Raw genomic sequence first — 23,180 nt, 5'->3', positions numbered from 1 at the left:
CAGGGGATGCGCGTCACCGTCTATGACGGCGCCCCCGCCGCGTGCGCCGGGCGCTTGACCCAAGCGAGCGCGAACCGTGTCCGGCGTGTGATCGGCCCTTCCGGGCCGGGTCCCGTCCACGGGCCCGGGCGTGCGCTCGAACCGCGCCGTCCCGGATCCCGCCCGCCGGACCCGCCGCGCGGCCGACCGCACGCGGAGGCGGTCAGGTCGCGACGCCCGTCGTTCCCCGAACCTCGGGTTGTCGTGGAAAAACACGACATATGATCCAGGACCATGCGCGTGTATCTCGGACTGGCGGCCAAGGATCCCCAGGCGGGCATCCCCGATGCGGTGCTGCACACCGTCAGAGGCGCGATCGACGCCGCGTTCCCGGTCCCCCCGGAGGTCATCCGGGCCCGCGAGTGGCACCGGCCCGGCGTCTCCCTGTTCGCCTGGACCAACGAGCCCGACGACTCCCGGCGCCCCGAGCTCCTGTTCACCGAGCCCGACCGGGTGACCGGGATCAACGGGCACCTGGCCGAGCCGCGGGAGGTCGAGCGGCTCGCGCACGCCCCCGAGCTGCGCACCGACGCCGTCGGCGGGTGCTTCTCGGTGTTCCGGGCGGCCCCCGGCGAGCTCTCCGCGGCCACCGCGATCAACCGGGTCTGCCCGGTCTTCCACGCCGAGACCCCCGATCTGCACGTGGTCGGCAGCCGTGCCCTCCTGGTCCACCTGGCCTGCGGCGGCGACCGTGTCGAGTGGGACGTGCCCGCGCTGCAGACGATGGTCCGCCAGGGCTTCTTCCTCTCCGACGAGACGCCCTACGCGGGGGTCTCCGCGCTGCCGCCGTCGTCGGCGATCACCGTCCGGGGCGGCCGCCGTACGGTCACCTCGGTCCCGCTCCCGGCCGCCGGGCCCGCGCCCGCCTCGGGCCGTCGCCGCAGGGCCCTCGTCGGAGAGCTGGCCGAGGCGCTGCTGGCGACCGTGGCGCCGCTGCGCGAGGCGGGCGAGCCGGTGAACCTGGCGCTGACCGGCGGCCGGGACACCCGCGTGCTGGCGGCCCTGCTGCACGCCGCGAAGGTGCCGTTCCGGGCCACGACGAACGGTCTCGACGACCACCCGGACGTGGTCCTCGCCCGGCGGATCGCCCACGAGCTCGGAGTCGGGCACACCGTGATCCCGCCGGCCCGCGCCGAGAAGAAGGACGCGGTCCTGGTGGAGCACCCGCTGGCGCGGACCTACGAGACGCTGCGCACCTGTGAGGGCATGACCTCGGCCTACGAGTCGATCGTGACCTACCTGCCCTACAGCGCCAAGCCGACCATGTCGGGGCAGAGCGGTGAGACCCTGCGCGCCGGGAGCCTGCTGCTGCTCCAGAGCGACCTGAGCGACAAGGCCCTGCGCAAGCGGATCGACACCACCTTCTTCGCCAAGGACGTCGCCCTCTTCACCGACGAGGCCAACGAGCACGCCCGCGCGCTCGCCGCGCCCTGGCAGGAGCGGCCGGACGCCATGGAGGCGCTCGACCACATGTACGTCTGGTACAAGGTCGGCCGCTGGCAGGCGAGCGCCCGGGCGGGCTCGCTGCGCCGGGGCGACCCGGTACGGCCGTTCCTCGACAACCGGGTGGTCCGGGCGGCGCTCGCCCTGGACCAGTCGTGGCGGCTCTCGGAGGAGGTCATCCACGAGCTGATCGTGACGTTCGCGCCCCGGCTGCGGCACGTGCCGATCGAGGGCAAGCCGTGGCGGTTCACCGAGGGCCGGAAGTACTACCCGTGGCAGCGCAGGCCCGGGTTCCTGACCGCGCCGAAGACCGGGGGCGGCTGGAGCTGGCGGACCAGCCCGGGCGAGGCGCTCAGCGCCGTGCTCCGCGACCACGTCCTGGCCCACCTCGACCTGCTGGCCCCCATCGTCAGGCCCGACGAGGTCCGCAGGCTCTTCGCCGACCCGGTCGTGAAGAAACCGGGTACGGCCTGGCACCTCTACACGGTCGCCACCATGCTGAGCGGCGCCTACCCGGGCAAGGAGCCCGAAGGGCTGGAGCCGATCCGCGTTCCGATCCCGTCCTGAGGTTCCGGTCCCGTCCCCGGTACGGCGGGCCGCCCCGCATGGGCGCGGGCCCGCCGTACCGGGGACGATGAGCCCGTCCCTCACCGGGTACGGCCCGCCCGGCCGGCCCCTCGGCCGCCCGGCGGGCTGAGAGGTCAGCAGGCGCAGGCGGCGCCGGAGACCGGAGCGGTCAGCGGGTCGGCCGGGCGGCGCGAGACCCCGTGGGCGGTCTCGACCGGGAAGCCCTCCCGGACCCAGTACTCGAAGCCGCCCAGCATCTCCTTGACCGGGTGGCCGAGCCGGGCGAACTCCAGGGCCGCGCGGGTGGCGCCGTTGCATCCGGGGCCCCAGCAGTAGGTGACCACGGTCGCCCCGGCGGGCACCGCCTCGGCGGCGCGGGCGGCGATCTCGGCGGTGGGCAGGTGGACGGCTCCCTGGACGTGCCCCTGGTTCCAGCTCTCCAGGCTGCGGGAGTCGACCACGACGATGCCGGGCACACCGGCGGCCAGGTCGGCGGCGACGTCGGACACGTCGGTCTCGAACGCCAGGCGCGCGGCGAAGTGGGCGAGGGCCGCGGCGTTCGCGGCGGCGGGGACTGCGGTGACTGCGGACATGGGGAAATGCTGCCGCGTCCCGCACGGCGTCACCAGTGGCGTGAACGCCGTCCATCGCTAAGATCTCGCCATGGCGTCTCCCCTCCCGTCCCCGGCTCCGCGCGGCGTGCGCCGTACCGTCTCCGTGCTGGCCTTCGACGGCATGGCCCCCTTCGAGCTGGGGTGCGTGGTGGAGATCTTCGGGCTCCCCCGGCCCGAGCTGGACGTGCCCTGGTACGAGCTGGCGGTCTGCGCGGAGAGCCCGGCGGACCTGCGGGTGGCGGGCGGGCTCACCATGCGGGCCCCGCACGGGCTGGAGGTGTTCGCCGCGGCGGACACGGTGATCGTCCCCGGGGTGCCGGACGTGCGGGGCGAGGTCTCCCCCGGCGTGGCGGCGGCCCTGCGGGCGGCGCGCGACCGCGGCGCGCGGGTCGTCTCGATCTGCTCGGGGGCGTTCGCGCTGGCCGCCGCCGGCCTGCTGGACGGGCGGGAGGCGACGACCCACTGGAGGTACGCCGAGCTGCTCCAGCGGAGGTTCCCCTCGGTCCGGGTGAACCCGGACGTGCTCTACGTGGACGGCGGCGACGTGCTGACCAGCGCGGGCAGCGCGGCCGGGCTGGACCTGCTGGTCCACCTCGTGCGCCGGGACCACGGCGCGGGCGTGGCCAACACGGTCGCGCGCCGGCTGGTCATCCCGCCGCACCGCGACGGCGGGCAGGCCCAGTTCGTGCAGGCGGCGGTCGCTCCCGTGGAGGACGACGACGCGGTGGCCCGCGCGATGGACTGGGCCCTGAGCCACCTCTCCGGCCCCATCACGGTCGCCGACCTGGCCGGGGCCGCGCGCATGTCGCCGCGCACCTTCATCAGGCGCTTCGGCCGTCAGACCGGGACCAGCCCGCTGCGCTGGGTCGTCTCCCAGCGGATCGCGGCCAGCCTGCCCCTGTTGGAGTCCACCTCCGTCCCGGTCGAGGAGGTCGCCGCCGCGGTCGGCTTCGACAGCCCGGTCACCTTCCGCCACCACTTCACCCGGGCGATGCGCACCTCACCGTCGGCCTACCGCCGCGCCTTCGGCGCCTGAGCCTGGTCGGCCCCGAGCATCCGCCGGAACTCCGGGCACTCGAAGAAGTCCTCCGCCGGGCACTCCATCACGTGCCCGATCATCTCCATGGACGAGCGGATGCGCTCCATCCGGAGGACCAGGGCGGCCCGGTGCCGAGCGAGGACCTCGCGCCTGCCCGCCCCGTCGCCCGCGGTCAGCAGGTCGCGGATCTGCTCCAGTGAGGCTCCCGCCTCCTTGGCCCGCACGATCAGCGCGACCCGGGCGTCGTCCTGCGGGCCGTAGCGGCGGCGGCCGTTGCCCTGCCGAGCCGGACTGAGCAGGCCCACCGCCTCCCAGTGGCGCAGGACGTGCGCGGCCAGGCCGTACCGGGCCGCCAGCGCACCGATCTCCACCGTCTCTCCGGGCTTGACTTCACGTTCACATGAACATGCAGGGTGGGGCCGGAAGTCAACCCCGAGAGGAAGTGTTCTCCGATGTCCACCTTCGAAGGCCGGGACGCCGAGCGGTACGACCGGCGTGCGGGCCGCCTGAACCGTTCCCTGTTCCGCCGGATCTGCCGGGACGTCGCCGCCGAGTACGACGCGGGCGCTCTCCAGGTGGACTTCGCCTCCGACGCCGCCGGTGCGATCGACGCCTGGGCCGAGGAGCAGACCGGTCCGGCCTTCCCGGCCGGTCGTGCCGCAGCGACCGGTCATCGCGGCGGGCGGGCGCGAACGGGGGCGGTCGGCGGGCGCGGCACGGGCGGGCCGCGAGGGCGGTGTCAGCCGCCGATGCTGAGCAGGCCCGCGTCGACCACCCGGCGGCCGAAGGCCCTGGCCAGCTCGGCCAGGCGGGCGAGCTCGTCGTCGGAGAGCGCGGCGTAGGCGGGCAGGGCCAGCTCGTCGGTGCGGTCCTCGACGCGCTGCCGCAGGGCCCGTCCCTCCCGGGTGAGCTCGTCCCCCGCCAGCAGCCCGCGCCCGCGCAGCGACTCCTCCGCCGCCAGCCACTCCTCCGCGGGCCAGGCCCGGCTGACCTTCAGGAAGACCGTCGGGGTGGTCCCGGTGGCGCCGTGCAGGACCAGGGCCTCCAGCGGCCCGATCCCCTCGGCGAGCAGGGCCGCGACGTGCCCGTCGCCGCGGAACTCGCGCAGCAGGGTCTGGGCGTGCCACAGCTCCAGCAGCGGATCGGACGGCCACGGCAGCGTGGCGTGCGCGGCGAACAGCGCCCGGCCCTGGGGGTGCTCGCAGGCGCGCTCCGCGGCCCGCCTGGCCAGCGCCGTCGTCTCGGCGAGGCCGGGCACCTCGTGGACCCCGCCCCGGCGCAGCGCGGCGCCGGCGGCCTCGTAGCGCGCCTCGATCATCTGAGCCGGGGTCACGACGTCCCAGGCCGCCGGGAGCGCCTTGCGCACGAGCTCGGGGCAGAAGTTGTAGAAGGTCGCGATGACCAGCTCCGGCGAGGCGGCGCCGAACGCGGCCGAGCGGGAGGCGAAGTAGCCCGCGCGGGCGTCGAGCCCCAGGGCGGCGTAGCGCTCGGCGGCCTCGGGGACGAAGTAGATCATCCCGTGGACGGGCTCCAGGCGGCGCCAGGACTGCCGGGCGAGCTGGGCGTCGGTCATCGTGCCTCCAGGAGTCGGCGGAGCAGGCCGTTCCGGCCGGGATCGCACGGGCGCACCCTTGGACCGACCGGACGGTATGCAGAACCTATTCCTACTCGCCGGTAACCGTCAACGGCGGCGCAGCACGAAGACGCCCCATCCGAGGTACCGCCTGCCGTACTCGATGTGGGACCGGCGGCCGCGCTCCAGGAACGTGCGCATCTCCCCGGCGTCGGGATCGCCGGGGTTGGCGCGGAGCCAGTCGCTCACCGTCCACCACTGGCTCGCCGCGTAGCGGTCCCAGCTGTCGCCGTCGGCCAGGACCATCTCCAGCACCTCCGTCCCGGCCGCCTCGAAGCGGTCGAACGTCCCGGCCAGCGAGGTGAAGTCGTCCGGCCCGAAGCCGAACGCCTCGTACGCCGCGGCGGGCGGCTCGTCGGTCCAGTACGGCTCGCCGACGAGGAGGATCCCGTCCTCCGCGAGCGCGGGGAGCATGAGCTTGACCGTGCCCTCCACGCCTCCCCCGATCCAGGTCGCCCCCAGGCAGGACACGACGTCGTAGGAGCCCGGCTCGGCCCGGTAGGCCCCGGCGTCCCCCCGCTCGAACCGCACCCGGCCGGCCACCCCGAGCTCCACCGCCCGTTCGTGCGCCGCGTCCAGGAAGGCCTCGCTGATGTCGACGCCCGTGCCCTCGATCCCGTGCTCCAGGGACCAGCTGCAGAGCATCTCGCCCTTCCCGCAGCACAGGTCGAGCAGGCGCATGCCGTGCCGGAGCCGGGCGACCCTGCCGAGCAGCGCCAGCTTCTCCTCGGTGAACGGGTTCAGGATGCGGTGACCGCTCTCGGCGATCTCGTGGAAACGCAGTGACATGCCCGTCATGCTGCCCGCTCGCGGCGCCGGGTCCAACCGGTTATCCGCCGCCGGGCGCGTCCCCGCCCGCGGGCCGCCCTCACTCCGGCGCGTCCGGCGCGTCCGGCGCCTCAGGCTCGTCCGGCTCCGGGACCCGCAGGGTGAGCCCGCCGGGCACGACCTCGGCCCTGAGCTCGGTGACCGTCCCCTTGGCGCCGCCGTCCAGCTCGTAGGCCATCGGCGCACCGAGCCTGACGGTGATCTTCCTGGCCCGGGTCATGCGGACGAAGGGCGAGGAGTCGGAGCGGCTCACGCTCATCCGGCCGAGCGTGCGGGCCCACTGGACGGGCCCCTTGGCGGTGGTCACGCCGACCTCCAGCCAGCCGTCGTCCGGCCGCGCGTCGTCGAAGGCCTCGATGCCTCCGGTGATCGTGCCGACGTTGCCGAACAGCACGCAGCTCGCCTCGCCCTCGAACCACTTCGTCCCGTCGACCTTGATCTTCATCGGGACGAGCTCGCCCCGGACGTGCCGGAGGCCGGTCCAGAAGTAGGCCGCCCGGCCCATCCTGTCCTTCAGCCCCCGGTCGGCGTCTTTGATCATCTCCGCGTCGAAGCCCACGCCGGCCATCACCGCGAAGTGCTCGCCGTTGACCTTGCCCAGGTCCAGCTTCCGGTTCCGGCCGTGGAAGGCGATCCGCACCGCCTCCGGCAGGTCCTCCGGGATGCCGAGGTTCCCGGCGAACATGTTGGCCGTACCGGCGGGGATGATGCCGACGGTCACCTTCGACCCCGCGGCGGCGTCCACGCACCGCTGCACCATGCCGTCGCCGCCCCACACCAGGAGCAGCTGAGCGCCCTCCTTGAGGGCCTTCCGCACCTTCTTCGGCGCCTTCTTGCTCTTGGGCACCTCGTACCAGAGGAGCTCCTCCACCCCCTCGTCGGCGAGGAGCCTGCGCAGCTCGTCCAGTCCTCCGCCGAGCGACTTCCTCCGGTGGGCGACCACCGCGACCGTGCCGACCTCGGGCCGCTTGCGCAGCATGGCCGCCTCCTGTTGGTAACCGTCATCGGGACGGCCGACGGCTGCCCGGATCCGGAAGATCCAAACCTCGCCGCGCCCCGGACCGGCGGTCGCGTGCGGGGTCGGAGGCCGGTGACGGGCCCGTTCCCGGGCCGTGGACGCGAAGCGGCCCACCGCGTCGGCGGCATCGGCGCCCGGCGGCGCCGGCGGCAGCGGGTACGACCCTGGTCGCAGACCTCCGGCGCGGTGCCACCCTGGCGGTAGACGACTCCCGCCTCACGGCCGATGCGCCCGCGCCGCCCTCCCGCCGACGATGACCGGATGACCGAGATGATCGCGGGACCCGGCATGTCCCCCCTGGAGATCCTGGCCGTGCTGGCCGCAGTCGCCCTGGTGGCGGCCCGCTGGTCACCGGCCCGTGCCCGGCGGCCGCTCGCGCTCGCCGCCGCGTCGATCGCCGTGCCCGCCGGAGCGCTGCTGGTCGTGCTCGGGCTGCGCTGGCAGCTGGTGCCGGTGCTCGCGGGCGCCGCGCTCGCGCTCCCGGCCGCCGTCCTCCCCCTGCTGCGGCGGCGTACCGGGCCGTCCCCGCGGCGGGCCCGGCGGTGGCCGGCCCTGCTGGGATCGGCGGCGTGCCTCGGCCTGGTCGCCGCGGGCGCGGGGGCGGCGTGGGCGCTGCCCGTGCCGGTGTTCCCCGACCCGACGGGGCCGCACGCGGTCGGCACCGCCGTCGTGCAGTGGGACGACCCGGACCGCCCCGAGACCGCCACCCCCGATCCCGGTGACCGGCGCACGGTCGTGGTCCAGCTCTGGTATCCCGCGCGGAGGGAACCCGCGGGCACCGGGAGGTCCGCCAAGGCGCAGTACCTCGGGCGCACCCCCCAGGAGGCGCGTACCGTCGCCCACGGCCTGGCCGACTATCTCGGCGCGCCGGGCTTCCTGCTCGACGGACTTCCGCGTGCCCGCACGAACGCGGTGCCCGGCGCGGCGGTGGCCCAGGACGGCGGACGGCTCCCCCTCGTGCTGTTCTCCCCCGGACTGGGCGGGGTGCGCACCCAGAACACCGCCTGGGCGGAGGAGCTGGCCGGCCGCGGCTACGTCGTCGCGGCCCTCGACCACCCCTACGACTCGGCCGCCGTCGTCCTCTCCGACGGCCGTACGGTCCGCACCCGGATCGCGGCCACCGGTGACGAGGCGGAGGACGCCAGGCGCTCGGCCGCCTGGACGGCGGTCCGGGCCGCCGACCTCCGCTTCGTCCTGACCCAGCTCGGCCGGGTCGACCGCGGTGAGATCCCCGGCCCCGCCCGGGGGATGACCGGCCGCCTCGACACCGGCCGGGCCGCGGCGACCGGGCACTCCCTGGGCGGGGCCGCCGCCCTGCAGGCCGCCCGGCAGGACCCGCGGTTCGCGGCCGTCATCGACCTGGACGGCTATCCCCACGGACCCGACTCACGGCCGCTGCGCCAGCCGGTGCTCGCCCTCACCCAGTCCGTCGGACCGGGCACCGACCCGGACTACCTCCCCCGCCTCACCCGGGTCCTCGAGCTCGGCACCGCAGCGGGCTACCGGCTCACCGTCCCCGGCACCGCGCATCTCACCTTCACCGACGCACCGTTCTACCTGCCGCCCGTGCCCTCGCTGGTCGGTTCCCTGGACCGCGCCTCGGGACTGCGGATCACCGCCGGGGCCAGCGCCGCGTTCCTGGATCACACGCTCCGGGGCGCGTCCGGCGACCTGGCCGGGCTCCTGTCGGCGTACGGCGAGCTCACCGTCCACCGTCCGGACGACGGCCGCCCCGGCGGCCCCGCTCCGGACCGACCCGGTCCCGGCGGCCCCGCTCCGGACCGACCCGGTCCCGGCGGCCGCGTTCACCCGGCCGTGTGCGCGAGGACGGCGGCCGCCAGCTCCTCGTGCACCTCCGGGGGCAGCGTGTGCCCCATGCCCGCCACGATCATCAGCCGCGCATCCGGGATCCGCTCGGCGATGATCGCGCCGTGGCCCGGCTTGGCCGGCTCGTGGCTGCCCTCGATGACCAGGGTGGGCGCCTTCACCCGGTGCAGCACGCCCACCGGCTCGAAATCAGGCCTGGCCATCGCGGCCAGCCGGTGGTTGGCCACCGCCGACAGGTCGCGGGCCCGGTCGTAGATCCGCTCCTGCAGCCGGCGCGCCGCGTCCTCGTCGAACGGCAGCCCGGTGCCGTGCAGCACGCGCTGCTCGGCGATCATGACGTCGATCCGCGCGCGCCGGTCCTGCGGCGGCGGGGCGGCGATCAGCGCGCTGAAGAACTCCACGAACTCCGGTGCCGGCTCCGGCAGGCTCCCCTCGGGCTGCGGCTGCCCTGTCAGGGCCCGCATGATCACCTGACCCTCGCCGCCGCCGAGCGGGGAGGAGCCGATGACGGTCAGCGAGCGCACCCGCTCCGGTGCCTCCACGGCGACGAACTGGGCGAGCAGCCCGCCCGCCGAGTGGCCGACCAGGTGGGCGCTGTCCAGGCCGTGGGCGTCCATCACGCGGTAGACGTCGTTCTTGATGTCGTCCCAGGTGTACGGCTCGGCCGCGAAGTCGACGGTGCCCGACATGCCGGTGTCGCGGTGGTCGTAGCGGATCACCCGGCGGCCTCCGGCGGTCAGCCGGCCGACGAACTCGTCCGGCCACAGGACGCCCTGCGACATCGAACCCATGATCAGCAGGATCGGCGCGTCGGTCTCGGCGCCGAACTCTTCACTCCAGATGTCCACATTTTGCATGCCTCAGAGCATGCCGTCCTCCGCCACGGGTGCCTTCCGTAGAACTACCAGCCGCGCCAGTTCCGTACGGGAGCCGATGCCCAGCTTCGGATAGATCTTGTACAGGTGGTACTCGACCGTGCGCGGGCTCAGGAAGAGCCGAGCGGCGATCTGCTTGCTCGACAGCCCGTCGGCGACCAGGCCGGCGATGCGCAGCTCCTGCGGGGTCAGCGCGTCGAGCACGGATGCGGGCGGGGCCTGCCCGCTCTCGCCCGCCGCCCGCAGTTCGGCCTGCGCGCGCCGCGCCCACGGCCGCGCGCCGGCCCGCTCGAACGCCTCCCACGCCGTCCGCAGATGCGCCCGCGCCTCGCCCGGCCGCTGATCGCGGCGCAGGCGCTCACCCAGCAGCAGGGCCGTCCTGGCCGCCTCGAACGGGTTGGTGTGCAGCCGCAGCGCCTCGCCGAGGGCGTCCTGCGACGATTCGACCAACCCCCGGCAGCGGGCCAGCAGCGCGCGCGACTCGGCCGTCGCGGCGTGCGCCGACCACCTCTCGTACGCCTCCAGCGCCGCCCGCGCGCCCCTCTCGTCGCCCGCGCCCACGGCGGCCTCGACCCGGTCCGGCGCCGTCCGCCACACCACGGTCGGATGCCCGGCGCCCGGTCCCGCCGCGACGACGGCCGTGAAGCGGTCGTACGCCGCCGCGTAGCGGCCCAGGCACAGGTCGAGCAGCGCCAGCGCGTACGCGGCCACCCCCACCCGCAGACCAACGCGATGGGGGACGGCGATGGCCAGCGCCTCACGGGCGTGCCGCTCGCAGTCCTCCTGCTCCCCCCGCAGCGCCGCCAGCACCGCCAGGTTGGCCAGGTGCGCGGCCACCGTGTTCTCGTAACCGGCCTCGCGGGCCAGCTCCAGGCCCTCCTCGGAGACGGCCCGGCTGCGCGCCAGCCGCCCGGCGATGCGCTCGGCGGTGGCCACGAACTCCAGCACCACGGGCAGCTGCCCGGCCATCCCCGAGACCCTGGCCACCCGCCCGGCCCGGTCGGCCATCTCGGTGGCCAGGTCCGGCTCGCCCAGGTAGCTGGCCGCGGCCGCCGCCCACAGGTACTCCGCCGCCTCCTCCAGTTCGCCGGCCCGCGCCAGCGCTCTCCGGAGCAGGCCCGGCCCGGCGGCGTCGCCGTCCAGCGTCAGGCCGATCCCGGCCACCGCGTCCCGCAGGAACCCCTCGGGGTGCGCCGCGGCCCTGCGGCCGAGCTCGACCATGGCCGCGGTGTCGCCGACGTAGGAGGCCGCCTCCGCCGCATCGGCCAGCATGTCCAGGCTCTCGCCCGCCGCCAGGATCCGTACGGCCTCGGCGGCGCTGCCCGAGTTCAGCTCGAACCGGCCCCGGAGCCGGGCGATCTCCATCACGAGGGCGGCGTCCCCGCCGGCCTGTTCGCGGGCCTCGGCCAGCAGCGACTCGGCCTGTCCGGGGCGGCCGCCGAGCCAGGCCGCGACGGCGGCGTCCTTCAGGCGGGAGGCCCTGGCCCGCGGCTCGGGGGTCAGCCCGGCGGCCCTGGCGAGGGCCGCGGCGGCGGCGCCGTACCCGCCGCGGTCACGCGCCCGCTCCGCGGCCTCCGCCAGCGCGGCGGCGACCGACTCGTCCCGGCCCAGAGCGGCGCCGGCCAGGTGCCAGGCGCGGCGGTCGCCGTCGGTCAGCTCCGCCAGGACGGCGTGCACCCGGCGGACGTCTGCGGGGGCGGCCGCCTCGTGGACGGCGGACCGGACGAGCGGATGGCGGAAGCGCACGCTCGTGCCCGACACCCCCGCCAGCCCGCTCTCCTCCAGCTCGGCCAGCGCCGCCAGCCCGCTCTCCTCCAGCCCGGCCAGCGCCGCCAGCCCCGCCCCGGCCGCCGCCTCCGGCTCCGCGGGTTCCGGACCGGCCGTCCCCGGCTCGGCCGGGGACGGCCGGTCCGCCTCCGCCCCCGGCCGCATCGCCTGCTCGGCGCAGAGCCGGTCGGCGGCGCGCAGGACCAGGCCGAGGTCGGCCTCGACGGCGGCGACCAGGGCCACCAGCCGGGCGGCGGCGGACAACGCGGCCACCCGCTCGCCGAAGAGCCGGACCCCGCCGGGCAACGGGTCGGGCAGCGGTTCGCGCCCGGCGAGCTGCGCGGGCGTCAGGCGGGCGGCGATCTCATCCAGGGCGAGCGGGTTCGCGCCGGTCAGCTTGACCAGCTCCCCCACCACACGGGCGGGCAGCACGCCGTGGCGGGACTCCAGCAACTCGGCCGCGGCGGGCTCGGACAGGCCCCGCACGTCCACCGTCAGCGGCACGCCCTTGACCGGAGCGTCCCCGCGTACGGCGAGCAGCAGCGCGATCCGTTCCGTCCCCAGCCGCCTGGCGGCGAACAGCAGCGCGTCGGCCGAGGCCCGGTCCGCCCACTGGAAGTCGTCGACCAGGCAGACCAGCCCGTCCGGCGCGGCGGCCTCGGCCAGCAGCGAGAGCACGCCGGCGCCCAGCAGGAACCGGTCGCCGGCACCGCCCGCGGCGAGTCCCAGGGTCGCGCGCACGGCGTCGCGCTGCGGCTCGGGCAGCGCGTCGAGCGAGCCGATCACCGGCCGCAGCACCTGGTGCAGCACCGCGAACGCGAGATCGGCCTCGGGCTCCGCGCAGGTGGTCCGCAGCACCCGCATCGCGCCGCAGCGCGCGGCCACCGCGTCGAGCAAGGCCGTCTTGCCCGCGCCCGCCTCGCCGCGCAGCACCACCGCGCCGCCGGAGCCGCCCCGGGCCCGCTCGATCACCTCGTCGAGTGCGCTGATTTCCGCAGATCTGCCGTAGAGCACGGACACCCACTCTAGGAGGGTGGCGCACTCCTCCGCGGCGGCCGGGGCACGGCGGCGACCGTCCCGGCGCGCGCCGGTACGGCACAGCGCCTGCCCCGCGGTCCGCACGCCTCGCTTCGTGCGCTACGCCGGCGCCTTGACGGCCGAGCCCGCCGCGGCCCCCTCCCGCGTGACGCGGCGGCGCCGGACCGGCAGCCCGAGCGTCGGGTTGGCGACACCCCAGGCGGCCCCCTTGCAGACCAGTTCCTTGTAGACGGCGGCGAGCCGCCCGGTCAGGGCCGCCCGCACGGCGCGGTCGTCGGCGGTGACGTACTGGATCAGACCCTCCTTCCGGCCCAGTGAGATGCACTGGTTGAAGTAGCGGATCGAGGCGGCCGGGAGCTTCCCGCCGGTCAGGCGCGCCGCGATCGCGTCGGCGGCCTGCCACGCGGCCGGAGTCCCCGAGGCGCACGACATCCGCAGCGGCCTGCCTCCGGGACCCGTCGCCATGGCCGCGTCGCCGACGGCGTACACGTCCGGGTGCGAGACCGAGCGCATGGTCCCGTCGACCACGATCTGACCGGTGCCGGTGACCTCCAGGGCGGTCGCCTTCGCGATCGGGTGGACCGCGAAGCCGGTGGTCCACACGGTGACCGCGGCCGGGACGGCCCTGCCGTCGGCGGTGGTGACGCGGTCGGCTTCGACGCCGGTGACATCGGTGTGCTCGTGCACGGTGATCCCCAGCCTGCCGAAGACCTTCCGCAGGTGCTCGCGGCCCTTGGGCGAGAGCCAGTCGCCGAGGCCCCCGCGGACGGCGAGGGCGACGTCGAGGTCCGGGCGGGCCTCGGCGATCTCGGCCGCGGCCTCCAGGCCGGTGAGCCCGGCGCCGACGACGACCACGGTCCGCCCGGCGTCGAGGCCGGCCAGGCGCTCGCGCAGCCGGAGCGCTCCGGGGCGACCGGCGATCTCATGGGCGTGCTCGGCGACCCCGGGGACGCCCTGGGTGTCCCAGCCGCTGCCCAGGGCGTAGACGAGCGTGTCGTAGGCGAGCTCGCCGTCGCCGTCCTCGTCGGTGACGGCGACGGTCCTGCGGTCGACGTCGACGCCGGTGACCTTCGCGAGCCTCGGTTCGACGCCGGTGCCCGCGAACACCTCGCGCAGCGGCCGCGGCCTGAGGTCCTGGCCGGCCGCCAGCTGGTGGAGCCGGACGCGTTCGACGAAGTCGGGCTCGGCGTTGACGAGGGTGACGGTGACGTCCTCGCGGCGGAGCCGCTTGGCGAGACGGCCGGCGACGACGGCTCCGGTGTATCCGGCGCCGAGGACGACGATGCGGTGCTGCATTTCCTTGCTCCTGTCTTGCGGGGGTTCGCCACCTGAACCGGACGGCCCGCCGTTTCCTGACAGGAACACGGTGTGAAGCACCTCACACCGCGATCAGAAGGCGCTGAACAGGGGCTCCCCGTGGTGGGCGGCCGCCCAGTGCGCGGTCGCGCGCTCGAGCTTGTCGGGGTTGATCTGGTTGCGGAACGCGGCGATGCCCCCGGCGGTGACCTCCAGGCACATGATCCCGACGACCCGGCCGTCCACGACGGCCACGACGGCGGGGTCGCCGTTGGCGGTCCAGGCGTAGACCTCGACCGTGCCGCCGACCAGGGCGCGCTTGGCCTCGCCGGGTTTGAACAGGCCCCGCAGGAACTTCGCGACCGCGACGGCGCCCTCGAACGCCTTGGCGCGGGCCGGGACCTTCCCGCCGCCGTCGCCGATCGAGACGGCGTCCTCGGTGAGCAGGCGTACGAGCGGCTCGATCCGGCCGCTGGTGGCGGCCTCCAGGAACTCCTCGACGATCCGCCGGGCGGCGGCCCCGTCGATCTCGGTGCGGGCCCTGCCGTCCGCGAGGTGCTTCTTGGCCCGGTGGAGGATCTGCTGGCTGGCGGCCTCGGTGATGTCGAGGATCTCGGCGATCTCCCGGTGCGGGCAGTCGAAGGCCTCCCGCAGCACGTACACCGCCCGCTCGTTGGGGGAGAGGCGCTCCATGAGGGTGAGGACCGCGTACGAGACCGATTCGCGCTGCTCGGCGGTGTCGGCCGGGCCGAGCATCGGGTCCCCGGCGAGCAGCGGCTCGGGGAGCCACTGGCCCACGTAGGTCTCGCGGCGTGCCCGCGCGGAGGTGAGCTGGTTGAGGCACAGGTTGGTGAGGACCTTCGTCAGCCAGGCCTCGGGAACCTCGATGCGGCCGACGTCGGCGGCCTGCCAGCGCAGGAACGTCTCCTGCACGGCGTCCTCGGCCTCTTCCGCGGAGCCCAGGAGGCGGTAGGCGATGGCCTCCAGGCGCGGCCTGGAGGCCTCGAACCGGTCGACGTCGCTCGCGGTCAACGGCATGACCCGATCCTAGAGCGCGGCACGAATCGGCCGCCCTCGCGGTCGGCCCGTGACGCGCCCGCACACCACCCGCGCACCTCTCCACGATCGCCGCGCCCACTCCGTCCAGCGGCCGAGCACCGGCCCGAAGGCTGTGTGGGTTTCGTCGAGATTCCATGCACTCCACGACTGCCGCACCGCGGTACTGCCATGATCTTGATGTCACCCCGTCGATGGGAGCCGCGATGTCTCCTCGCTCACTCGTGCTGTCGGCCGCCTCCCTCTGCACAGGCGGCCTCGCAGTCCTGGTGTACTTCCATGACTCCCACCTGGTGCTCTTGAGGGATCATCTGAACCATCCGTTCGCGCTCGGTGTGCTGGCCTGCCTCCTGATGGCGTGGGCTGCCGTCGGACTACGACGGATGTGGCTGCGGATCGTGATCGTCGTCCTTGCCGGGCTGGGCGCGAGTGTCGCATTGTTCGGAGGGTGGGTCGCCCTCACGTTCGCCTCTACCCAGGAGGCCGGCTTCATCGACGGACCGGCCCCGTACAGGATCCGGCTCCAGAAGTCTCTGGCAGGTCTCGGTCCGGACACGGTGATGTGGCTCAGCGTCCGCCGGGACAGCGGGTTACTCAGCAGGGAGTGGGATCTCGGCTGCTTCAACGACGACGTCCCCGACGACGCCTTCGACTCGGTCAAGTGGACGGGACCGAGTTCGGTCGAGATCCGGGTGTCCGACGGGCGAACATTCCCCGTGACCCTGGATCCCGCCTCTGGCCGGCCCCAGACCACCGCCACCCTCAATTGTTGACAGCGGCCCCACGAGCGCCGGTACCGCTTCTCAGCGGCCGCAGCACCCGCCCGGACGAGCCCGCCGACGGCCGCACCGGCCCGGAAAACAACGAGATCCCGCCCGATCGAGCCGATCGGGCGGGATCTCGTCAACCACCTGCGGGCCGTTTCGAGAACGGCCCCGAGGTGGAGCTATGGGGATTCGAACCCCAGACCTCCTCCATGCCATGGAGGCGCGCTACCAGCTGCGCCATAGCCCCTTGCGGTGCAGAGAAATACTAGCCCACTTCGGACCCCTCTCGCGCCACCGTTCCTCCCGGCGGAAGTGCCTTCCCTGCCGTGTCACGGGCGGGGGACCGTGATACGTCTGTGTACTCGTGACCGTCGAGCGCTTCGAGGAGCACCGCGACCTGCTGACCGGGGTCGCCTACCGGATCCTGGGCACCGTCGCGGACGCCGAGGACGTCGTGCAGGAGGCATGGCTGCGCTGGTCCGGCGCGGACACCGCGGCGGTCGAGAACGACCGGGCCTACCTGATCAGGGTGACCACCCGCCTGGCCGTCGACCGGCTCCGGCGGACAAAGGCCCGCAGGGAGTCCCATGTCGGGGAGTGGTTGCCCGAGCCGGTGGGCACCGATCCGGCGGGCGCCGTCCCGGACGTGGCCGAACGGGTCGAGCTGACCAACTCGGTGGAGCTGGCGCTGCTGGTGGTGCTGGAGACGTTGTCGCCGCTGGAGCGGGCGGTGTTCGTGCTCCGGGAGGCGTTCGGCCTGCCGTACGCGGAGATCGGCGAGGCGGTCGGCCGTACGGAGGCGACGGTGCGGCAGCTCGCGCGCCGGGCCAGGAAACACGTCGAGGAGCGGCGGCCGCGGTTCGACGTGGACCGGACGAGCCGCCGCCGGATCACCGAGCGGTTCATCGGCGCGTGGGTCTACCTCGTCGCCGACCCGGAGAAGCTGACCCGCCTCGCCTCCCCGGCCTGACGCCGCTCCGGCGGCCCGCCCCGGAGAGCGGGGCACCGGAGCGTACCGCCGGCGAGCGCCGTTCTCCGGCTCGCACGAGCCGGAGAACAGACCTCGAGCACAGGCCCGGGAACAGGCCCGGGAACAGTCCCGGGAACAGTCCCGGGAACAGCGCGAACCCTCAGTCGAGCACGGCGAGGACCGTCCCCGCGCCCACCGTCCGGCCGCCCTCGCGGATCGCGAAGCCCAGCCCCGCCTCCAGGGCGACCGGCCGGCCGAGCTCGACCGCCGCCTCGACGGTCTCCCCCGGCTGCGCGCTCCCGGTCCCGCCCAGCTCCAGCCGGCCCGGCACGTCCGTCGTGCGGAGGTAGAACTGCGGCCGGTAACCGGTCGCGACCGCCGTGCCGCGTCCGCCGTCCGCCGCCGTCAGCAGGTGGATCCTGGCGGTGAAGCGCCGGTGGGCCGTCTGACTGCCGACGGCGGCCAGCACCTGGCCGCGCCGTACCTGCTCGCGGCGGACCCCGCGCAGCAGCAGCGCCGCGTTGTCGCCGGCCTCGCCCCGCTCCATGGCCTTGCCGAAGGTCTCCACCCCGGTCACCACCGCGGTGAACCCCTCACCGAGGCCGACGACCTGGACGGTGTCGCCGACCCTGACCGTGCCGCGCTCGATCGCCCCGGTGACCACGGTGCCGCGCCCGGTGACGGTGAGCACGTTCTCCACCGGGAGCAGGAACGGCGCGTCGGTGTAGCGGACCGGCACCGGCACGTGGTCGTCGACCGCCCGCAGCAGCCTCTCGACGGAGGCCGTCCACTCCGGGTCGCCCTCCAGCGCCCGCAGGCCGGAGACCCGGACCACCGGCGCCCCGGGGTAGCCGTGCTCGGTGAGCAGGTCCCGCAGCTCCAGCTCGACGAGGTCGGCCAGCTCCGGGTCGGCCCCGTCGGCCTTGTTGAGCGCGACGACGACGTGCTCCACCCCGACCCGCCGCGCGAGCAGCACGTGCTCGCGGGTCTGTGGCATGACCCCGTCCAGCGCGGACACCACCAGGATGGCGCCGTCGAGCTGCGCCGCACCTGTGATCATGTTCTTCACGTAGTCGGCGTGGCCCGGCATGTCCACGTGGGCGTAGTGCCGCGTGGCCGTCTCGTACTCGACGTGGGAGATGTTGATGGTGATGCCCCGGGCGGCCTCCTCGGGAGCCCGGTCGATCCGGTCGAACGGCACGTAGTCGGCCCCGCCCCGGTCGCTGAGCACCTTGGTGATCGCCGCGGTCAGCGTGGTCTTGCCGTGGTCGACGTGACCCATCGTGCCGATGTTGAGGTGCGGCTTGGTCCACGTGTAGACCTGCTTGGCGGCCTTGCTCCCGGCCATGTTCCCTTTCCTTCGATGCTCGTCTCCCCGGTGACCCGTGCGTCCTGCCGACCCCTCCCCGCCGGATCACCCGGACTCACGGGAAGAGGTCAGCGCTCCGCGCCGCCGAACGGCATCGAGGCACGCGCCGGTGCGCCCGCGGTGGCGGGCGTCACGGAGGCGGCGTGCCGGAACATGCCGTCCATGCTCGGACACGGCCCGGCGCGTCCGCAAACGGTTTTCCCGGCCCCCGGGACCGCCAGGACGTCGTCCCCGCCGTGTCACGAACACGCCCGCCCGCCGCGTCGTGAGGGCATGACCACAGAGATCACCATCATCGGCGGCGGGCTCGCGGGGCTCACCGCGGCCATCGCCTGCGCCGAGGGCGGCGCGCGCGTCACCCTCCACGAGGCCCACCGGTCCCTGGGCGGGCGGGCCCGCTCCTCCGCGGCGCCGTACGTCGCCAACGACGGCCCGCACGTCTTCTACTCCGACGGCGAGCCGTGGCACCGGATGGCGGCCCGCGGGCTGGTCCGGCCGTTCCGCAGGCCCACGCCCGGCGAGCTCGCCCGCTCGCGCTTCCGGTACGGCGGCCGCCTTCGTCATCGACCGGGGGGACGGCGTCTGGCTGGCGGGCGACTCGGTCGCGGCCCCCGGCATGCTCAGCGAGGTCTCCACGCACAGCGCCCTGGCCGCCGCGCGGGCCGCGCTGCGGGCGGCCGGGGCGCGGGTCGCGGCCTGACCTCCCGCGCCGGGCCCGCGTACCGTCCGCGGTGCCGGCCGCGGCCTGCGCCGCCCCCGAGGAGGCGCAGGCCGCGGCCGGGCGGGAGGGGTCAGCGGGCCTGGACCCGCTCGTCCTCCAGGTAACGGGCGCGGCCGGCGTACCAGCCGGCGGCGAGCTGCACGGTGACCACCGCGAGCAGGAGCAGGAAGGTGAGCGTCCAGCCTCCGGTCGCCTCGTGCATCACGCCGACGACCAGGGGGCCCGCACCCGCGATGAGGTATCCGGCGCTCTGCCCGAAGGCGGACAGCGCGGCGGTGGCCTCGGGGGTGCGGGTGCGCAGGGCGAGCATGGTCAGCGCGAGCGGGAAGGACCCCATCCCGATGCCGACCAGGACGGCGAAGAGCCAGGCCAGGGCGGCGGGGGCCAGCCAGAGGCCGAGGAAGCCGACCAGGTAGAAGGCGACGAACGCGGCCACCGCCGGCCGCTGGTCGGCGAACCTGGAGGCGACCGAGGGCGTGATCATCGAGACCGGGATGCCGATCGCGGTGAAGACGCCCAGCACCAGCCCGGCCTGCCCCGAGGTGTAGCCGCCGTCGACGAGGATCTGGGGCAGGAAGCCGAACATGATGTAGGCCACCATGCTCTGGGTGCCGAAGTAGGCGGTGACCGACCAGGCCAGCCTGCTGCGGAGCAGCGTCCGCAGGCCGAGGCGGCCGGCGCCGGCGTCCTTGTCCGGTTCGCTGCGCAGCAGCACGAGCCAGGGGAGGGCGGCGACGGCGGCCAGCGCGCCCCACACGCCGAGCGCGAGATGCCAGTTGCCGTCGGCGGCCCGCTCGATCGGCACGGTCGCCGCGGCGGCGAGCATGGTGCCGACCGCGAGCGCGGTGGTGTAAACCGTGGTCATCGTCCCGGCCCTGCCGGGGAAGTGACGCTTGATCAGCGTGGGGATGAGCACGTTGCCCACCGCGCCGCCGGACAGCGCCAGCGCGCTGCTGAACAGGAAGAGCTCGGCGGAGCCCGCCATCGCGCGGATCACCAGGCCGGTTCCGAGCGCCAGGAGGGCGAGCAGCAGCAGCCGGTGCTCTCCGGTCCTGCGGGCCAGGGCCGGGGTCGCCGCTCCGACGGTGGCGAAGATGAGCACCGGGAGGGTGGTGAGCAGCCCGATGCCGGCGCCGGACATGCCGAGGCCGGCCGAGATCTCGTCCAGGACCGGCCCCACGCTGGTGACCGCGGTGCGCAGGTTCAGCGCGGCCAGGACGATCCCCAGCACGAGCAGCCAGGTCAGGGATCCTGCCGCTTCCCCTGTGCGGCCCCGGGTCCCCTGGGTGAGCACGCTCATGCGGTTTCGGTCCTCCCGGTTCAGTCCGTGAATTCATAGGATGATTGGCTGACTCCAACTGTAACAGGACTGAAATCCGTATTTGTTCCTGACATTCCGGATCCCTGACAGATCCCTGACAAGGTGGAAGCCCGGGTCCCTCTCTTCTGACAGAGAGGAACCCGGGCTCCTTCGCTCAGCTCAGAGTCCCCGGGAGAGCCTCAGAGGCCCTGGCCCGGCGTGGTCGGCGGCAGGCCGCCGCCGAGCAGCGGGTCGGCGCCGCGGTCCTGCGGGTCCGGGACGTCCCCGCGCCACGCGCCGGTCTCGGCGCCGCGCGACTCGATGAACGCCTTGAAGCGTTCCAGGTCGCCCTTGACGCGGACCCGGACGATCTGGAGCCAGTCTCCGACCGTCTCGACGAAGCCCTCCGGGTCGTACTCCATCTGGAGCGTGACCCGGGTGGTGTCGGGGGCGACGTGGTGGAAGGTCACCACACCCGCCTGGTGCGGCCGCTCGACGGACTTCCAGGCCACCCGCTCGTCGGGGTGCTGCTCGGTGATCTCCGCCTCGAACTCGCGGCGGACGCCGGCGATCTCCACGATCCACGCCGTCCGGGTGTCGCTCAGCTGCTTGACCGACTCGACGCCTTCCATGAACTCGGGAAAGCTCTCGAACTGCGTCCACTGGTTGTACGCCGTACGGATCGGCACGTTCACGTCGATGGACTGCTCGATCGTGCTCACAGTCTGCCTCCCTTGTTTGCGGTTGGGGAGGCTGGACTGCCCAGCCGCGCTCCGGCCTAACTACCTACGGCGGGAAAGCCAATAAAGACCCAGGACAGGAAGGACTAACGGGATGAAAACGTAACCGCTCCCGAAACCTGACCAGACCGTTGCCTTCGGGAACGCCTCCGGGTCCACCAGGCTCAGCGTGCCCACGATCAGCACCCCGGCCAGCTCGATGCCGCACGCCGCCAGCGCCAGGCGGCGCATCCCCCGGCCCAGCGCCACGGCCAGCAGGAGGTAGACCGCGGCGGCGAAGGCCGACAGCGTGTAGGCCAGCGGGGCCTCGCCGAACTGCCGTGAGATCTGCACCGCCGCCCGCGCTCCGGCGGCCAGCGCGAAGATCCCGTAGACCGCGACCAGGACCCGGCCCGGCCCGGCGCCCGTCGCGTGCCCGCCGTCCACCGGCCGGCCCTTCTCCATCCGGCCCTCCTCTGCGCGCCCGGTCATCCCATCCCCTGCCAGATCTGCAGCATCCGCCCGACCATGCCGGGGATCGCGAAACCCGCGACCGCGATCACGGCGGGACCCCAGCGGGAGCGCTCGCCCACCCCCCAGAACGCGGCGACCGGAGGGATCACCACGGTGCCCGCCGTGTAGCCGATCAAGGTGGCGGTGTCGTCCGGCCCCTCTCCTCCGGCCAGCGCGGCGACCACGAATCCCGCCTGGACCAGCAGGCCGATCTCGAGCACGCCCAGCGCGACGAGGAGCACGGTGCCCATCGACTTGTTCAGCGCGGTGGTCAGCAGACTCGCCAACGCGACCAGCAGCGCGAACACGATCAGACCGGTGGCGAGCGGCCCGATCATCGGGACGCCCTGAGGTTTGCGGACATGGCAGACAGGGTACTGCCCGCCCCTCCCGCCCTCCGATCCGAGGCGCGTACGCTGGAGGGCGTGGAGATGATCGTGGTCAGCGCCTGCCTGATGGGGCGGAAGGTCCGCTACGACGGTGCCGCCAAGACGAGCGGCGACGCCGTACTGGCCCGCTGGCGGCAGGAGGGCAGGCTCGTCCCGTTCTGCCCCGAGGTCTCCGGGGGGCTGCCCGTCCCCCGCCCCGCCGCGGAGATCTCCGGCGGCGCCGGAGGCGCGGCCGTGCTCGCGGGCGCCGCCAGAGTCCTGGCCGCCGACGGCACGGACGTCACCGGGGAGTTCCTCGCGGGCGCCCGGGCCGCGCTGGCCGCCGCGAGGTCCGCGGGCGCCCGGATCGCGATCCTGAAGGAGGGCAGTCCCTCCTGCGGGAGCCTGACCGTCTACGACGGCACCTTCCGCGGCCGCCTGCTGCCGGGCCGGGGCGTCACCACCGCGCTGCTGGAGGAGCACGGCGTGGCCGTATTCGGCGAGGACCGCATCGCCGACGCCGACGTACGGCTCCGCGAACTCGAACGACCGTGACCTCCGGACACCGACGTACGGCTCCGCGAACTCGAACGGCCGCGACCTCCGGACGGTGAGGCCCCCGTGGCCTCCCGTCCCGCGACCCCGGGGCGGTCCGGGTCCGCCGCCCGGGGCGGTCCCCGCGGGTCATCCGGCCGCGTTCCCGGAGGCGGCGGGTCAGAACTCCCAGACGTCGGTGCGGTTCTCGTGCCCGATGCAGAAGGCCGACGAGCCGTGCGCCCCCTGGATCAGGTCCACCCGGATCCACCCGTCGGCCTGGGAGACCTTCGTCTCGTAGCCCGCGTTGGGCGCGGCGGAGACCAGCCGGCAGACGCCGTTCTCGATGACGAACGACACCGAGCCGCCCTTCACGTTCACCACCCGCACGTTCGCGTCCGGGGCCGCCTTGGCCTCGGGAGCCTTCGACGCCGAGGCCTTCGGCGCCGACGAGGTCCGGGTGGCCGTGGGCTCGGGGGACGGGTCCGGCCGGGACCGAGGACTGCCGGAGCTCGCCGGCCTGCTCGGCGGGCGGGTCGCCGGCGGAGCGGAAGCGGTGGTCGGGCTCACCGGCTCGGCGGTGCCCGTCGGCGCGGGGGTGGCCGGGGGACGGGTCCGGGCGTGTTTCTCCGGCGCCTCGGACCGCGCGGTCGCGGTCGGGGTGCCCACGCCCGCGGTCGACTCGGCGGGGACCCCGACGGGGAGCACCGCCGCCCCCGTCCGTCCGTTCACGGCACTGAGCGGCTCGATCCTCATGTCGTCGACGACCTCGCTGCGCAGCACGTCGCGGACACCGAACCAGGCGACCCACGTCGCCAGCACGGTGGCGCCGAGCCACACCGCGATGAATCCCAAGCTCTGCCGCATGCGGTGAATTAT

The 23,180-nt window shown here is 74.5% G+C and carries 20 protein-coding genes, 1 tRNA gene and 2 pseudogenes; 7 read left to right on the top strand and 16 right to left on the bottom strand.

The features are described from left to right. Positions 1-273 precede the first annotated feature (273 nt). Entirely contained in the window at positions 274-2,049 is a 1,776-nt protein-coding gene (locus IEZ06_RS09990) for an asparagine synthase-related protein (protein ID WP_189236398.1), read from the top strand. 134 nt (positions 2,050-2,183) lie between these two features. Here the strand turns inward: IEZ06_RS09990 and IEZ06_RS09985 are convergent, their stop codons facing one another. Further along, positions 2,184-2,642: a rhodanese-like domain-containing protein gene (locus tag IEZ06_RS09985; RefSeq protein ID WP_189236397.1), complete on the bottom strand. Its 459-nt coding sequence runs from the start codon at positions 2,640-2,642 to the stop codon at positions 2,184-2,186. Positions 2,643-2,712: 70 nt separating this feature from the next. On the opposite strand from IEZ06_RS09985, the gene ftrA reads away from it, so the two are divergent. After that, complete coding sequence (gene ftrA / locus IEZ06_RS09980; protein WP_189236396.1) at positions 2,713-3,699, top strand: transcriptional regulator FtrA; 987 nt, start codon at positions 2,713-2,715, stop codon at positions 3,697-3,699. On the opposite strand, the gene IEZ06_RS36185 is transcribed toward ftrA, so the two are convergent. The 4 genes from IEZ06_RS36185 to IEZ06_RS09960 all read right to left on the bottom strand — a co-directional run bounded on the left by IEZ06_RS36185 (position 3,675) and on the right by IEZ06_RS09960 (position 7,142). Then, the gene (locus tag IEZ06_RS36185; protein WP_203871880.1) at positions 3,675-4,073 is read right to left on the bottom strand and encodes a MerR family transcriptional regulator; all 399 of its coding nucleotides are present in this window, start codon (positions 4,071-4,073) and stop codon (positions 3,675-3,677) included. The two genes, ftrA and IEZ06_RS36185, sit on opposite strands and share 25 nt — an antisense overlap. Before the next feature lie 368 nt (positions 4,074-4,441). Next, a complete protein-coding gene (locus IEZ06_RS09970) occupies positions 4,442-5,275 on the bottom strand; it encodes an SCO6745 family protein (RefSeq protein ID WP_189236394.1) in 834 nt (277 codons plus the stop codon). A 108-nt stretch (positions 5,276-5,383) separates the two neighbouring features. Then, entirely contained in the window at positions 5,384-6,124 is a 741-nt protein-coding gene (locus IEZ06_RS09965; protein ID WP_189236393.1) for an SAM-dependent methyltransferase, read from the bottom strand. A gap of 79 nt (positions 6,125-6,203) precedes the next feature. Further along, positions 6,204-7,142: a diacylglycerol/lipid kinase family protein gene (locus IEZ06_RS09960; protein WP_189236392.1), complete on the bottom strand. Its 939-nt coding sequence runs from the start codon at positions 7,140-7,142 to the stop codon at positions 6,204-6,206. Positions 7,143-7,406: 264 nt separating this feature from the next. On the opposite strand from IEZ06_RS09960, the pseudogene IEZ06_RS09955 reads away from it, so the two are divergent. Then, positions 7,407-8,822: pseudogene (locus IEZ06_RS09955) on the top strand (alpha/beta hydrolase family protein); the annotation flags it as partial. A 164-nt stretch (positions 8,823-8,986) separates the two neighbouring features. Here IEZ06_RS09955 and IEZ06_RS09950 read toward each other — a convergent pair. From IEZ06_RS09950 to IEZ06_RS09935, 4 genes are all read right to left on the bottom strand, one after another. Continuing rightward, a complete protein-coding gene (locus IEZ06_RS09950; RefSeq protein WP_189236391.1) occupies positions 8,987-9,865 on the bottom strand; it encodes an alpha/beta hydrolase in 879 nt (292 codons plus the stop codon). Positions 9,866-9,868: 3 nt separating this feature from the next. After that, on the bottom strand, positions 9,869-12,772 hold the full coding sequence (locus tag IEZ06_RS37145) for an AAA family ATPase (RefSeq protein WP_268245587.1): 2,904 nt from the start codon (positions 12,770-12,772) through the stop codon (positions 9,869-9,871). A 15-nt stretch (positions 12,773-12,787) separates the two neighbouring features. Beyond that, a complete protein-coding gene (locus IEZ06_RS09940; protein ID WP_189236390.1) occupies positions 12,788-13,984 on the bottom strand; it encodes an NAD(P)/FAD-dependent oxidoreductase in 1,197 nt (398 codons plus the stop codon). Positions 13,985-14,077: 93 nt separating this feature from the next. After that, complete coding sequence (locus IEZ06_RS09935; protein WP_189236389.1) at positions 14,078-15,022, bottom strand: RNA polymerase sigma-70 factor; 945 nt, start codon at positions 15,020-15,022, stop codon at positions 14,078-14,080. Positions 15,023-15,177: 155 nt separating this feature from the next. Between IEZ06_RS09935 and IEZ06_RS09930 the strand changes: the two genes are divergently transcribed. Then, a complete protein-coding gene (locus IEZ06_RS09930; protein ID WP_189236388.1) occupies positions 15,178-15,813 on the top strand; it encodes a hypothetical protein in 636 nt (211 codons plus the stop codon). A 168-nt stretch (positions 15,814-15,981) separates the two neighbouring features. Here the strand turns inward: IEZ06_RS09930 and IEZ06_RS09925 are convergent. After that, a tRNA-Ala gene (locus IEZ06_RS09925) sits at positions 15,982-16,054 on the bottom strand. Positions 16,055-16,171: 117 nt separating this feature from the next. Here IEZ06_RS09925 and IEZ06_RS09920 point away from each other — a divergent pair. Further along, positions 16,172-16,762, top strand: a pseudogene (locus IEZ06_RS09920) (sigma-70 family RNA polymerase sigma factor); the annotation flags it as partial. Positions 16,763-16,937: 175 nt separating this feature from the next. On the opposite strand, the gene tuf reads toward IEZ06_RS09920, so the two are convergent. Next, positions 16,938-18,125: an elongation factor Tu gene (tuf, locus tag IEZ06_RS09915; RefSeq protein WP_189236387.1), complete on the bottom strand. Its 1,188-nt coding sequence runs from the start codon at positions 18,123-18,125 to the stop codon at positions 16,938-16,940. Positions 18,126-18,140: 15 nt separating this feature from the next. Between tuf and IEZ06_RS37465 the strand changes: the two genes are divergently transcribed. Next, positions 18,141-18,971: an FAD-dependent oxidoreductase gene (locus IEZ06_RS37465; protein ID WP_308427630.1), complete on the top strand. Its 831-nt coding sequence runs from the start codon at positions 18,141-18,143 to the stop codon at positions 18,969-18,971. Here IEZ06_RS37465 and IEZ06_RS09905 read toward each other — a convergent pair. The 4 genes from IEZ06_RS09905 to IEZ06_RS09890 all read right to left on the bottom strand — a co-directional run bounded on the left by IEZ06_RS09905 (position 18,938) and on the right by IEZ06_RS09890 (position 21,737). Continuing rightward, positions 18,938-20,167 (bottom strand): CynX/NimT family MFS transporter, encoded by a 1,230-nt coding sequence (locus IEZ06_RS09905; RefSeq protein WP_189236386.1) that lies wholly within the window; start codon positions 20,165-20,167, stop codon positions 18,938-18,940. The two genes, IEZ06_RS37465 and IEZ06_RS09905, sit on opposite strands and share 34 nt — an antisense overlap. 200 nt (positions 20,168-20,367) lie before the next feature. Next, entirely contained in the window at positions 20,368-20,889 is a 522-nt protein-coding gene (locus tag IEZ06_RS09900) for an SRPBCC family protein (protein WP_229797915.1), read from the bottom strand. 60 nt (positions 20,890-20,949) lie between these two features. Continuing rightward, positions 20,950-21,351: a hypothetical protein gene (locus IEZ06_RS09895; RefSeq protein ID WP_189236524.1), complete on the bottom strand. Its 402-nt coding sequence runs from the start codon at positions 21,349-21,351 to the stop codon at positions 20,950-20,952. A gap of 23 nt (positions 21,352-21,374) precedes the next feature. Beyond that, the gene (locus tag IEZ06_RS09890) at positions 21,375-21,737 is read right to left on the bottom strand and encodes a hypothetical protein (RefSeq protein ID WP_189236385.1); all 363 of its coding nucleotides are present in this window, start codon (positions 21,735-21,737) and stop codon (positions 21,375-21,377) included. An 87-nt stretch (positions 21,738-21,824) separates the two neighbouring features. Here IEZ06_RS09890 and IEZ06_RS09885 point away from each other — a divergent pair, with 87 nt between their 5' ends. Then, positions 21,825-22,322, top strand: coding sequence for a 2-thiouracil desulfurase family protein (locus tag IEZ06_RS09885; protein ID WP_189236523.1), 498 nt, complete (start codon positions 21,825-21,827; stop codon positions 22,320-22,322). Between the two features lie 159 nt (positions 22,323-22,481). Here IEZ06_RS09885 and IEZ06_RS09880 read toward each other — a convergent pair whose 3' ends face one another. Next, entirely contained in the window at positions 22,482-23,168 is a 687-nt protein-coding gene (locus IEZ06_RS09880) for a hypothetical protein (protein WP_189236384.1), read from the bottom strand. Positions 23,169-23,180: the final 12 nt, after the last annotated feature.

The organism is Planomonospora antibiotica (assembly GCF_014647955.1).
Lineage (GTDB): Bacteria > Actinomycetota > Actinomycetes > Streptosporangiales > Streptosporangiaceae > Planomonospora > Planomonospora parontospora.
Note: the sequence above shows the minus strand (reverse complement) of the source record. Positions and strands in the feature narration are given on the sequence as shown.